General features: G+C 41.6%; 5 protein-coding genes and 2 pseudogenes. 4 read left to right on the top strand and 3 right to left on the bottom strand.

The annotated features are described in order from the left end of the window. Nucleotides 1–218 precede the first annotated feature (218 nt). The 3 genes from CALSC_RS00420 to CALSC_RS00410 all read right to left on the bottom strand — a co-directional run bounded on the left by CALSC_RS00420 (nt 219) and on the right by CALSC_RS00410 (nt 7,079). Nucleotides 219–2,594: a putative PEP-binding protein gene (locus tag CALSC_RS00420; RefSeq protein ID WP_088239470.1), complete on the bottom strand. Its 2,376-nt coding sequence runs from the start codon at nt 2,592–2,594 to the stop codon at nt 219–221. 209 nt (nt 2,595–2,803) lie between these two features. Next, nucleotides 2,804–3,955 carry a DNA replication/repair protein RecF gene (gene recF / locus CALSC_RS00415; protein ID WP_088239469.1) on the bottom strand — a complete coding sequence of 384 codons (1,152 nt, stop codon included), beginning with the start codon at nt 3,953–3,955 and terminating at the stop codon, nt 2,804–2,806. Nucleotides 3,956–4,220: 265 nt separating this feature from the next. Then, complete coding sequence (locus CALSC_RS00410; RefSeq protein WP_088239468.1) at nt 4,221–7,079, bottom strand: cation-translocating P-type ATPase; 2,859 nt, start codon at nt 7,077–7,079, stop codon at nt 4,221–4,223. A gap of 290 nt (nt 7,080–7,369) precedes the next feature. Here CALSC_RS00410 and CALSC_RS00405 point away from each other — a divergent pair, with 290 nt between their 5' ends. From CALSC_RS00405 to CALSC_RS00390, 4 genes and pseudogenes are all read left to right on the top strand, one after another. Beyond that, the gene (locus CALSC_RS00405; RefSeq protein WP_088239467.1) at nt 7,370–9,046 is read left to right on the top strand and encodes a transglutaminase-like domain-containing protein; all 1,677 of its coding nucleotides are present in this window, start codon (nt 7,370–7,372) and stop codon (nt 9,044–9,046) included. Nucleotides 9,047–9,410: 364 nt separating this feature from the next. Next, nucleotides 9,411–10,120: pseudogene (locus CALSC_RS00400) on the top strand (RNA-guided endonuclease InsQ/TnpB family protein); the annotation flags it as partial. Nucleotides 10,121–10,374: 254 nt separating this feature from the next. After that, nucleotides 10,375–11,850: an efflux RND transporter periplasmic adaptor subunit gene (locus tag CALSC_RS00395; protein ID WP_088239466.1), complete on the top strand. Its 1,476-nt coding sequence runs from the start codon at nt 10,375–10,377 to the stop codon at nt 11,848–11,850. Between the two features lie 52 nt (nt 11,851–11,902). After that, nucleotides 11,903–13,999 (top strand): annotated as a pseudogene (locus CALSC_RS00390) (efflux RND transporter permease subunit); the annotation flags it as partial.

The raw sequence follows: 13,999 nt of genomic DNA, 5'->3' as shown, positions 1-13,999 counted from the left end.
CAGTGATGATGCAACTAGCCGTGGATTTGATGTTCGCTCGGTGAAAAGCTCGTGTTCGATCCAAGCACAAGCTTTGCCTACCGCATGTACGAAGGATGCAAATTCCCTTGGTTATCCCAGCAAGTGTGCTTGTCCGGGTTCGAGCGAATACAATGAGTTATTCGGTCAGTGTGTAATCCCATTGTCATAAGATAGGCTTCTGACTTAGCTGTAATTGCTCAGCGATCACTATTCAGTTTTTGTCTTGCTGCTTCTAAAATAAGTTTATGTTCCGCACGAGCGATCGCTTGATGGGTTCTAGTAACTGCTTCTGGTTCCACGGAAATGGATGTAATACCCCATTCTACGAGCTTTTCGATGATTTCTGGATATAATGCCGGAGCTTGACCGCAGATGGAGCAAGGAATACCAGCATCCCTAGCCATGTGAATTAATTGAGATATGGCTTTGATGACAACTGGATGGCGTTGATCGAATTTTTTGGCAAAAGTTCCCTGTTCCCGATCTATACCCAAGAGTAATTGAGTTAGGTCATTAGTACCAATGGAAATTCCTTGCACACCTGCTTTGACATACTCTGGAAGTAAGAAGAGGACACTAGGTACTTCCGCCATAATCCACAATTGAAATTCTGGGGTCTGAGTTAAACCAGCTGCTTCAATTTTTTGCCGACAAAAAGTAAACTCTTCTACAGTGCGCACAAAAGGTAAAATTAAGCGGATATTTGTGTAACCAGAATTTTGTAGGCTAGCTAGGGCTTGTAATTCTAATTCAAATAGTTGGGTGTTTGTCAAGTAACTAAAAGTTCCCCGTTCCCCTAACATGGGATGGGATGAAGACTTATGAGATGGTAGCTGATCTGATAATTCCTGCGATCGCCAATCCAGGGAACGATAAAAAACTGGTTTGGGAGCAAAAGCACGGACAAATTCTAAAATTTCTAATCGCCATGATTCCAGCAGTTGTTCTCTACGTCCACTCTCTAACCAGGTATTGGGGTGCTGTCCCTCCAAAATGGTAAGTGCCATCATTTCTGAACGTAATAGTCCGACCCCATCTACTGGCAAGGAGCATACTTGCTCAGCTAAACTGCTTTGGCTGAGATTTAGTAGTAATTTAGTCGCAGTTATAGATGGATGGGTAGAAGATAAATTGAAATCGGAGGTAGAATTATGGGGTAAATCCATATCTTTATCTCGCAACTGATTGGGAATGGGAGCCCTCCATCCTCTCCCTCCTCTATTTGTCCGATCACTCAGACTGAGACGATAAATTTCTCCACGATCACCATCAATCAGTAATTGTTCGCCAGTTTGAATAATCATGGTAGCATCCTTCGCACTGACAATGGCAGGAATACCCAATTCCCTAGCCAAAATAGCCCCATGGCTAGTCAATCCACCTTTCTCAGTAATGACACCCGATGCATTTCGTAATATTGACAACCAGTGAGGAGCGATCTGAGGAGCAATTAAGATAACTCCAGGGGGTATTTGCTCTGGTTTTTGTTCTGGTTCTAAAATGACACAAGCCGTTGCAGTCTCTCGCCCCGTAGCTGCTCCAAGACCTTGAATCATTTGAAAATTTTGAGTAACTACAGATTGAGAAGTACAAATTTGTGTTAAATAAAGTTGGGGTATAGCGTCAATATTACAAATAGTCCATTCTAGAGTAAAACTTGTCCCTAGCTCATGGACTAATTGATTGGCGGTATCAATTATTTGTTGGAGTTGTTCTTCAGATAAAGCATACTGTTGTTGTTGGCTGGACTCTAATATATATGCTTTCAAACAAGGATTCTCAATTTCGACAGCGATTTGAGGACTACTCAGATTAATATCCTCAAATTCAGCCACACCATAAGCGATAATTTTATTGCCTAGTTGTTGCTCTAAAACTGTACGATTTTCCTTTTCGATGCGGTAAATATCAGGTGAAATATCCCCTTGATTCAGAGCTATACCCAGTCCCCAGGTAGCTTGAATTTCCCAATTAGAATTATTAGTAGTTAATAATCCACTAGCAATGGCATTGTAGACTGGCTGTACTAAAACAGCCAAATTGATTTCTTGTAAATTAACTCCCGCTCTTTGCCAATATAGTAGACTGCGAGCGCGAAACAATTGGCTCCAACTTTCCTTTACAGCTTGAGCAATTGCTTCTGGTTCTGGACGACAAACAATTGACTCTAATAATCCAGATTTTCCCCATCGAACTCTGGTGTTGGAAATTGCCAAACTAGGGCTAAAAATCAGCACTGGTAAATTCCATACCCTAGTGGCTTGGAGGATATTATTGATTAGCTGGGAAGAAACTTCTGCTGTCAAGATTTCCTGACGTAATTGTTGAGATACCTGTTGTAGTTGTCGCCAGTTATCTACATTTATGTGTAGAGAAGAATATGGTAAATCAGCTACTAAAGCCTCAGAACTATTGAGATTGTCCAGAAATTCCCGGAAAATATCAGTTGTGATCGCAAAACCCGGTACAACTGGATAACCACGCTGCATAAGTTTACTCAAGTGAAAGGCTTGGTCACCTACTTGAGCACGGTCTTGCATTTGAATTTGGTTAAGCCAGTAGAGTTTATCCACTCAATCTATCAAATAATTGTGTTCAGTTTGCCAATATAGCGCTAGGCGCAAGTAATAATTAATAAATAATAAATAATAAGTAATAAATAATAAGTAATAAGTTTACTGCTTATAGGTTTGGTGCTTCAACAATTTCTTAACGTATATGCGTAGTGCTATACAAGTTTGTAGAAAAATAATGGTATTCCCTATACCCTACACCCTATCCCCTACACTCCGTTGATTAATATTTTCCCTTGGTGGACATGAAGAATTTGGGAAGAATGCAGCCATTGAGCATCAAAAGCACCTAAATGAGTAGTGGTAATGAGAGTTTGAAAACGGTCTTGAATAGTATCAAGTAATTGATTTTGTCGGGATAGATCTAGTTCGGCTAACACATCATCTAATAATAATAATGGGGGTTCGCCCACCACTTGTTCAATCAGTTGTAATTCTGCCAACTTGAGGGCTAATACTAGGGTTCGTTGTTGACCTTGGGAACCGTATTGACGGGCAGGAGTTTGATTAATAGCTAATTCTACTTCGTCACGGTGTGGACCTACAAGGGTTGTACCACGGTGTAACTCCGGAATTGTACGCTGCTGAATTTTTTCTAAAAAGGCTTGCTGGATTGTTTCTGGGGAATTTTCTGCTAAGGGAATATGGGAAGCATACTTAATTTGTAATTCTTCTGTGCTACTACTAATATTAGAATGCCAAGCAGCAGCAATGGGAGCTAGTCTCTGTATGGCTCGCTCTCGTCTTCTAATTACCCTAGTTCCAGAAGCCACTAATTGGGCATTCCAAATTTCTAATTGTTCTAGTTTTTCTCCTCTGGGAGAAGTTGCAATTGCTTCTGTATCTCCTGATTCCTGACATTTTTTCAAATAAGCATTGCGCTGACGTAGTACTTGGTTATATTGTTGCAAAATATAAGCATAAACTGGTTCTAGTTGGATCAATAGGGTATCTAGCCAGTGACGACGACCATCGGGACCACCTCTGACTAAGTCTAAGTCCAAACTGGAAAACTGAACAGCATTGAGAATACCGAGAAAATCCATTTGTCGGCGTAGGTTCTCTCCATTTAAGTTTACAGTGCGGCGACTTTGGCGACGTAGGGTTACAGTCAGGTCACTGATACCAGTTTGTCGTTCTAGGGTGGCTTTTATTTGAGCGATCGCTGCCTCATCTTGAATTAAATCACGATCCCGTGCCATTCTATGCGATCGCAATGTCGCCAGCAATTCCACTGCTTCTAATAAGTTGGATTTTCCCTGGGCATTATTCCCCACCAATATGGTTTTGGGAGCAGTAAACTCAATCTGCTGTTGTTTGTAATTACGAAAGTTTTGCAGATGCAAGGTTTGGAGATACATGGGGGAAGTTGGGAGTTGGGAGTTGGGAGTTGATAGTTGATAGTTGGGAGTTGGGAGCAGGGGAGAAACTTGTACAACATTTCCCTCAGTCCTTCATCATTCCATCTCCCTAAGCTGTCGCTTATTAAAAATTTACAATAGCAAAGCAGGAGACATTTCCATACGGGCAATTTTGCCGACAACCAAGAATGAAAATACCTTTTTCCGACTCCCGATTCCCGACTCCCTATTCCCTGCTCCCGACTCCCTACTCCCTATTTTCTAGCTAGACGCTTTTTTTACCCATAAAGCGTAAGAAGAGTTTTTCCAATTCAATCCACACAAACATTAAAGCACTGAAGCCCAAACAAATTACTAGTTCCTGCATACTGAGTACATCAGTGCCAAAAAAGTTGCGTAGAGGTGGTACATAAACCAACATTAACTGCAAAATAGTGGTTAGAACTACAGCTCCCAATACAAACAAATTGGAGAAGGGATTCATTTCAATAGTTAACCGGCTATTGGAGCGAATAGCGATCGCATGACCCATTTGGGCAATACACAAAGTTGTGAATACCATTGTTTTCCATCTTTCTGGACTTAGTCCTGATGGATCTGGTAGCTGGGTATGACCATGAGCCCATTTCATGAGAATAATTGTAGTAAACGCAAAAATAATACCAATCCGAATCATATAAGAACCCAGACCCCGAGCAAAAATACTTTCCCTAGGGGTGAAGGGTGGACGCTTCATCACATCTGGTTCTGGTGGCTCTACCGCTAATGCTAATGCTGGTAAACCATCGGTAACTAAGTTCATCCACAGAATTTGTAGGGGAGTTAAGGGCACATCCGCTAATCCCAATAAGGGAGCAGCAGCAATGGTCAAAACTTCACCGATATTACTACCAAGAATATATTTAATAAAACGACGAATATTTGTATAAACAACTCTTCCTTCCTTGGAGGCCGCGACAATGGTGGCAAAGTTATCATCTAGTAATACCATGTCACTAGCTTCCTTGCTCACATCGGTGCCTGTGATGCCCATAGCGATGCCAATATCAGCTTGTTTGAGGGCAGGGGCATCATTAACCCCATCACCTGTCATAGCCACAAATCTGCCGCGTTTTTGTAATGCCTGCACAATTCGCAGTTTGTGTTCTGGGGAGACTCTGGCATAAATACTGACTAAATCGACATTTTCTTCCAGTTCTTGGTCACTCATCCGTTGTAAATCTTGACCAGTAAAAGCCCGTTCACCTTCCCTCGCAATGTCCAATTCCGTGGCAATTGCCCTAGCAGTTAGTTGGTGATCTCCGGTAATCATAATCGGTCGAATACCAGCTTCTCGGCATTCTTGCACCGCCGCTTTTACTTCTGGGCGGGGTGCGTCTAACATACCCACTAGTCCTAACCAGACTAATTCTTGTTCCGATGCTTCTCCCGTACCTTCTGGAGGAATTTTCATCAACGGCTTGTAGGCAAAACCAAGTACTCGTAATCCTTTACTAGCCATGCGATCGTTTTCTGCCAAAATTGAGGAGTGTTGTTCTTCATTTAAGGGAATTGCACTATTAACTGTATAAATATGGGAACAAAGTGCCAAAGTTAGTTCTGGCGACCCTTTAGAAAACATTAAGTAGCCTTCTGATGTTACCAAGCCACGCAATAGGGGATCAACATCAGCCAAAGGAGAAATTCCCGTTTCCACATGTTCTACTCGACAAATAACGCTCATGCGTTTGCGTTCGGAAGTAAAGGGAAATTCTCCCACCCTAGGTAACTTACTATTCCACTGATCTTGTTCAATGCCTGCTTTGGCTGCCAAGGTAACTAAAGCCCCTTCTGTGGGGTCGCCCAAAATTACCCATTCTCCTTCCTGCTGTTGCAAAATCGCGTCATTACAAACGGTACAGGCGACCAATATGGGAGGTATTTCTGGATAGTCTGCTGGAACTATGGTGTTGTGGTGCAAAGAAAATTCACCATTGGGTTGATAACCTTCTCCGGTAATCTGGAAATATTGCTGATTAGCATACACGGACTGGACTACCATTTTATTCTGGGTTAAAGTACCCGTTTTATCAGAACAAATGGTGGTGACAGAACCCAAGGTTTCCACTGCTGGTAACTTGCGAATCAAAGCATGGCGACGCACCATGCGCTGGGTTCCCAAAGCCAAAGTCACCGTAATCACTGCGGGTAAACCTTCCGGAACCACAGCTACAGCCATACTCAGGGAAACTTCCAATAACTGTTGTACCTGACTTAGTCCCCCTGTGCGGATGATACCGCCAATAACTACAAAGGCGACTAAAATCAAAGAACCAGTTACTAGGACATTGCCCAACTGAGTCATCCGTTGTTGTAAAGGAGTGGGTTCTGTTTCCACGGATTGCAGCATGGCAGCAATTTTACCTAGTTCCGTTTCCATCCCCGTATTTGTAACTAGAACCTTGGCTCTGCCTTGGACAACTTCAGTGCCTTGAAATACCAAATTAATGCGATCGCCCAGGGATGTATCTGCGGACAATTGTACTTCTGCCCGCTTGTTCACGGCTTCTGCTTCCCCCGTCAGAGCTGATTCTCGTACCTGGAGATTAGATTCTTCTAACAAACGCCCATCTGCGGCAATTTGGACTCCCGCTTCCACCAGCATCACATCTCCAGGAACCAGTTCCTTCCCAGCTACCTCCATCGGTTTACCATCGCGAATAACTCGCACATTGGGAGCAGCCATCTTTTTCAGAGCAGCCAAGGCTTTTTCAGCACGGGATTCTTGCAAATAGCCAAGAACACCATTCAGAATTACAATAGCAAGGATGGCGATTGTGTCCTTAAATGGCACTTCTCCAGAAGCTGTTCCTGCTTGTAAAGCCAACAGGTCAAGTATCCCAGATATAATGGCAACGGCAATCAGCATTAACAACATTACATTTTTAAACTGATCCCAAAGAATTTCCCAAGAGCTGCGTAAAGCTGCTTCCTCTAGTTCATTGGCACCATATTGTTGTAAACGTTGTTGTACTTCCTGGGATGTTAAGCCATTGTCTGCATTACTAGATAGCAGTTCTAGGGATTTTTCAACTTCTAAACCATGCCAAACAGTGGCTACATCAGGCAGAGAATTAGCAGACATCTTGTAGATTACGGGAAATGGTTACAAACATCGATCATAATTGAGTCATGGCTGGAAAGCCATCAAAATAAAGTTACCTTGAACTGTAGGGAGTTGGGCTCATAATAGTATTTTTTCTGAAATATTGTAATTTTTATATTTAAATAGCCTATGTATTATTACTATGGTTAAAGTTCAATGCCAATACAATGTTTCTGAATTGATCGATTGTATAAATCTGGGGTATGTTGACACAGATACAAAGGAAAATTGATTCAGGTATGCTCAACATGTGGGGAAATTAGTTTAATATGAGTTTTGCGCTCTCCAGTTTGACCGTTAGCCAGATGTTTGGGCAAAGGATAATTCGACCACTTGGTGCTGCCGCTCTCGGTGGCATAGCTTTTACTCAAGATACTCTAATCGCCATTGACACCGTCAAGGGTCATTTATTACAAATCGATCCAATTACTGATAACACAAAAGTCCTCAATCCCCACCAAGTCAGGGAGTTTATTGATGTCACTGGTGTCGCAGTGTGGGAAAATACCCTGTGGATTACTAGAGGATACAATGTTTACCTGTGTAATCTTAATTCCTTGGCATTAGAACATTTTGTCACCTTGCCTTATCCAGCAAATGGGATTGCTGTTTGGGAATCGACAATTTATGTCAGTTGTCAAAAACTGGGAGACATTCTCATTTTTGATCGTAATACCCGCATGGAAATCACTAGATTTTTTGCTCCTGGTGTGGGGGTAGAAAATTTGGCAGTCACCCAAGAAACTCTGTGGGTATGTGATGATGTGGAACAATCTGTATACTGCCTTGACAGAGCCACAGGGGAAATTCAATTTAGTGTGCTCACTGCCTTTGATTCTCCTTCAGGGATTGCAGTCCACACTAATCAGACTACTGGTAAGGAAAGCTTATATTTGGCTTATGCCAGCGAAGAACCTTACATCCGGGATAATCCCAATGCTGACCCCAATCATGAACTGACGTACCGCGATCGCACTTTTATCCATCCCCTGTATTATAGTTACGATCCGGAAAAACGCTATGGCTTATCCAATGGTTATTTAATTGAAATGTCCTATGCTGAGGAAATTTCTCCTCTGGACGATGTATATTTACCAGATGTAGAATGGCGAATTGCCTTACCTTCAGAAACTAACCGGCAAAAAGTTAGGTCAGTAGAACCAATTGGTTTGCCATTCACAGAGGAAATCATTGACGGACAACGGGTAGCTGTATTCAAATTTGATAATCTCACCCCAGGAGAACAGCATATCTTTGGCTGGAAGGCTATTTTGGAAGTTAGAGGGATGAAATACCGTCTCACTCCCAGGAATTTGGAAGATATCCCCCCATTACCATCTGAATTTCAAAACCGCTACTTGGTAGATGATGATGAATTGGCAATGGATACTCCCATTGTCCAAAGGGCTGCCCAAGAAGCTGTTGGTACGGAAACCAATTTGCTGCGGAAAATGTATAGCATCCGCAATTATGTCTACGACAAATTATCTTATGGTATTAAACCTCACATTGATACTCCGGATATTGTTTTGGATAGAGGCATTGGCTCTTGTGGGGAATATGTAGGTGTCTTATTGGCTCTTTGCCGTTTAAATGGGATTGCTTGTAGAACCGTAGGACGTTACAAATGTCCTGCAAATGGCGAACAGCAAGGGGTTCCCCTGCAACCAGATTTTAATCATGTGTGGCTAGAATTCTATGTTCCTGGTTTAGGTTGGCTACCAATGGAATCCAATCCAGATGATTTGGGCGCTTATGGGCCCCATCCCACAAGATTTTTTATGGGATTGGCGTGGTATCACATTGAAATTGGTAAAGGTATTTCTTTTGAGTATTTAACTAGTAAGGGTGAGCGTCTGACAAAAGAGGAGGTTTCCATTGGTGACTTGGCAATTAATCACATTCGATTCACAATTCTGGAAGAATTACCACATACCCAAGATTAACAAGGGTTTTAGGCTTTTTTGAGTAGCATTTGAATAGTAAATGAGTAGTGAATGAGTAGCGCCAGGTTTACAAGCCTGGGCACTCAGATTTACTCACTTCCGGATGACAGTAGTACTTTAGCTATAACAGCAAGAAGCCTCATGCCTCCTTGTCAGGTAGGCTTTGAGATGGCAGTCGCTCATGAGGGAAACCCCCAAAACCACGCTGCCTCATGAATTGCGAGGTAAAAACGAAACACCCTACAACCGAATTAAGCCGTAGGCTTGACAGGAAGTGGGGTAGTTGAGTTTTTACCAATATTCTGCTCTGGAAGCGTTTCTATAAAATATTCGATTATTGCTGTCATAGTTTTTATCCATAGCTGTACCTATGGTTAAGCCTGATGTTGATTCTAATAACATCGTAGGCATTGATGTCGGTTTAATCGATTTTTATGTTGCCTTTGACAACACTCGAATTTCTACACCGAAATATTTACGTAAATTTAAACACCAATTACGTAAAGCTCAAAAACGAGTTTCAAGACGTAAAAAGGACTCTAATCGTCGTCAAAAAGCTATTAAAAAATTGGGTAGAAAGCATAAAAAGTTGCAGATACTCGTAAAGATTTTCATTTTAAAACGGCTAATCAACTGCTCAAAAAATATGATGTAATAGCTGTTGAAAAGCTAAGTATAAAAGGTCTAGCTAAAACTAGACTTGCTAAAAGTATTGATGATGATGGTTGGGGACAATTCCTTTCAATACTTTCAAACAAAGCCAAAAATGCTGGTTTGTTGGTAATCCCAGTAAAGCCTCATGAAACTTCTCAAGAATGCTCAAATTGTGGTCACAAAGTAAAGAAAAGTTTATCGCAACGGGTACATAATTGCCCAGTTTGCCACACATCAATATGTCGTGACCTCAACGCAGCAATCAACATCAGGAAGCATGGGACACACGCTCTATCTAAAAAAGCTCAGTCAGTCAATGTCTGGGGTAGCCTAGAGTCTCTGAGAATCCCACACTCACCTTCGTGTGAGTGTGTGGAGTATGTCACGCAGGATAGATTTTCTAAACCTTCCGACTGGTAGGTTTTTGATGACTCGGCAAACTTGCGTGATATAAATCAATTGCTCAATGATGGGCGATGGGGTTATAACGATTGTGGAACCAATCTTGAATGAGTTCTAAGTTATAACGGATACAACGGCTATTCACTTTTACCCATTGGGTTCCTTTATCCTTCATAAAGTCTAGTCAAAACATAAAATGTGCCATATTTAGTAAATAACTTCAGATCTCTTGGAAAACGTTAAAAAAGCTAATAATACTGGGAATATGAAATATGGCACTGGAGAAAGAAAATTTTTCAGACGGGAATGAGCGAGAGTCAGACATAGGGGAGGAAAACAACCAAGAACAGGAGGTACAGCAAGCAAATAAACAAAGTGCTTGGCTACTACCAATGTTGTTGGGTACCTGTTTCGGATTTGCGATCGCTATTATTGCTATGGGTAAGTTTAGCCAGCCTTCTCAACATACCAATAAAGCTATAGCTAATCAGATATCACCAGAAGTTCCGATTGCAATGACAGTGACTACCGTACCTGTAGAGACTACCCGTATTACACGCAATTTAAATGTTACAGGTACAGTATCAGCACAAAATTTAATCCCAGTATTACCCCAGGCTAATGGATTGCTGATCAAAAAAATCCTTGTCAGTCAAAGAGATTATGTTAAACAAGGACAAGTATTAGCAGTATTAGATGATTCCATTCTTCAGGGGCAAATTAGTCAAGCTAAGGCAGATGTGGAATCAAAAAAAGCAGATGTTGCATCCAGTCAAGCAGATTTGGCATCCAAACAAGCAGCAGTAACTTCTAGCCAAGCAATAGTGCAGCAAAGAAAAGCAGATTTAGCCCAAGAGCAGGCTCGACTGTTAGAAGCAGAAAAGAATTTTCTTCGCTATCAAAAATTAGGGGCTGATGGGGCTATTAGTCAACAAGAATTAGATACTCGTGAAACTACAGTTAAAACAGCAAGGGAAGCAGTACGTTTAGCACAAGAAAATATTCGCAGTGCCCAAGCTAATGTTATCAGTGCCCGAGCAGACATTGCTACTGCCCGAGCAAGTATTGATAGTGCCAAAGCTGATGTTAAAAGTAACGCCGCAAGATTGCAACAATTGAAAACTCAACTAGCACAAACTTTAGTCCGTGCCCCTGTTGCAGGAATTATTGCAGAGAAATTGGCAAGAGTGGGAGATGTGACGGGTATTCCACCTCAAACCCAAGCCATAAATGTGGTGGGGGGTACACAGAAACTATTTTCGATTATTAGTAATAGCAAGCTCGAATTGCGAGCTGAAGTACCAGCCATTCAATTGTCCCAAATCAAAATTGGTGCAGAAGTGAAAGTGACTTCTGATGCGAATAGTCAGGTACATTTGCGGGGGAAAGTTAGAGAAATTGAGCCTATAGTTAACGAAAATAGACGAGAAGCGATCGTCAGAATTGACTTACCATCCACCCAATTACTCAAGCTAGGAATGTTTGCAAGAGCAGCAATTAATACCAATACAGTTATGAGTGTGGCGGTACCTCAAAAGGCTATATTACCTCAACCCGATGGAAGTGCGATCGCATTTACTCTGTCTAGTAAAAACATTGTTAACGCTCAGAAAGTAGAGATGGGAGAAATTATCAATGGTGGAAAAGTAGAAATTAAAAGTGGTTTGCAATCAGGTGAACAGGTAGTAATTGACGGTGCGGGATATCTCAAAGATGGAGACAAGGTGAAGGTAATAAGTAATAAGTAATAAGTAATAAGTAATAAACATCAACCAACAACCATCAACTCTCAACATTCCCATGTCTTTTAATATTTCTGCGTGGTCGATAAAAAAGCCAATTCCAACAATCGTTTTATTTTAGTTTTAACAATATTTGGTTGGTTTTCCTTCAACTCTTTGGGAATTGATATCAACCCTAATATTGATATTCCTACAGTCCAAGTTACAGTAACTCAACCAGGTAGTGGTCCCGCAGAACTGGAAAGTCAAGTCACGAAAAAAATAGAAGATGCTGTGGCTGGTTTGGGGAACATTGATGAATTGCATTCTACTGTGACCGATAGTGTGTCGGATACCACCATTAACTTTGTATTGGGGACAAATACTGATCGTGCCACCAATGATGTACGTAATGCAGTGGCTCAAATTCGCCAAAGTTTACCCCCAGATATTAATGACCCCATTGTCCAACGGTTGGAATTTACTGGTGGCTCTATTATGTCCTATGTGGTGAGTTCCAATAAACAGTCGGTAGAAGAATTAAGTAACCTGGTAGATCAAACCATTAGCCGCGCCTTACTATCTGTTAAAGGTGTGTCACAAATTAAACGTGTGGGGGGAGTTGATCGGGAAATTCGCATCAACCTCAACCCCAATCGTTTAGAATCCTTAGGTATTACCGCCACCCAAGTCAATGACCAAATTCGGGCATTAAATATTAATCTTCCAGGGGGAAGAACTGAAATTGGAGGTAAGGAACAAACCATTAGAACTTTGGGTAATGCACCCAGTATCAATATCCTCAAAACCTATGAAATCCTCTTACCTGGAGGTGGCTCTGTACCTCTATCCACCTTGGGGACTGTAGAAGATAGTTTTGCAGATGTCCGCCAAAGTGCCAGTTTAAATAATAAACCCGTGGTGGGTTTCCAAGTATTACGTAGTACTGGCAGCATTATGGTAGAAGTGGAGGAGGGAGTCAAAGCTGCGATCGCCGAATTAGAGAAAACCCTGCCACCCGATGTCCAACTAGATTTAATTTCTACCACAGCCACCTTTGTTCGCCAATCCTATAAAAGTACTATGGATGAGCTATTGCTGGCTTCTGTATTGGCAGTACTAGTAATTTTACTGTTTTTACGAGATTGGCGAGCTACATCAATCACAGCCATTACCTTACCCCTATCAATTATTCCCACCTTTGCCGTCCAGTATCTCCTGGGTTATACTCTCAACAACATGACCTTATTAGCATTGGGTTTAGCTGTAGGGAACTTGGTAGATGATGCGGTGGTAGAAATTGAAAATATGGAACGGCACTTAGCTATGGGTAAAACCCCACGGCAAGCTGCCTTTGATTCTTCCACAGAGATGGGTCTGGCAGTTATTGCGACATCAGCAACAATTATTGCCGTATTTTTACCAGTGGCTTTTTTAGGTGGTGTTACTGGCCAATTTTTTCAACCCTTTGCCGTTACTGTTTCCGCCGCTACAGTCTTCTCTACCTTAGTAGCGCGGATGGTCACACCGATGATGGGGGCGTATTTATTACAACATAAGTCAGGAAAAGAAGATAAAGGCAGATACAAAAAACGTCATTTTCAACCTTACAAATCCCTTCTACAATGGGCATTACGTCACAGGTTAACAACCCTAGGCATTGCTTTGGCATTTTTTATTGCCAGTTTAATGTTAGTTCCCTTAATTCCCACAGGTTTAATTGATAGTGGTGACATTAGTATTGCTACGGTTAATATTGAACTTCCTCCTAGCTCCACATTGCAAGATACTAACAAGGTAGTCACCCAAACTACCAATCTGTTTCAAGCAAACCCATTAGTCAAATCTGTATTTGCTTCACAAGAGGTAAATTCCGCGACTTTGACCATTAATATCAAATCTAAACAAGAAGGTAGAACCATCTCTCAAACAGATTTTGAGTCACAAATACGCCCGAAATTTGCAGATATTCCTGGTGCTAAAATTAGTTTTGAAAACTTGGGTTCAGTAAGTGGTGATAAAGCCTTAAGCATTCTGCTGCGTAGCGAAAATCCCCAAGCATTAAATCAAGCAGCCACAGATTTAGAAAAACAGATGCGAGGCTTACCTGGTTTAGTGGAAGTTTCTTCAAGTGCTAGTTTAGTTAAACCAGAGATATTGGTAATTCCTAATCCCC

This window comes from Calothrix rhizosoleniae SC01, from assembly GCF_900185595.1.
GTDB classification, from domain to species: Bacteria; Cyanobacteriota; Cyanobacteriia; order Cyanobacteriales; family Nostocaceae; genus Calothrix_A; species Calothrix_A rhizosoleniae.
This window is presented reverse-complemented; position numbering and strand designations above follow the sequence as displayed.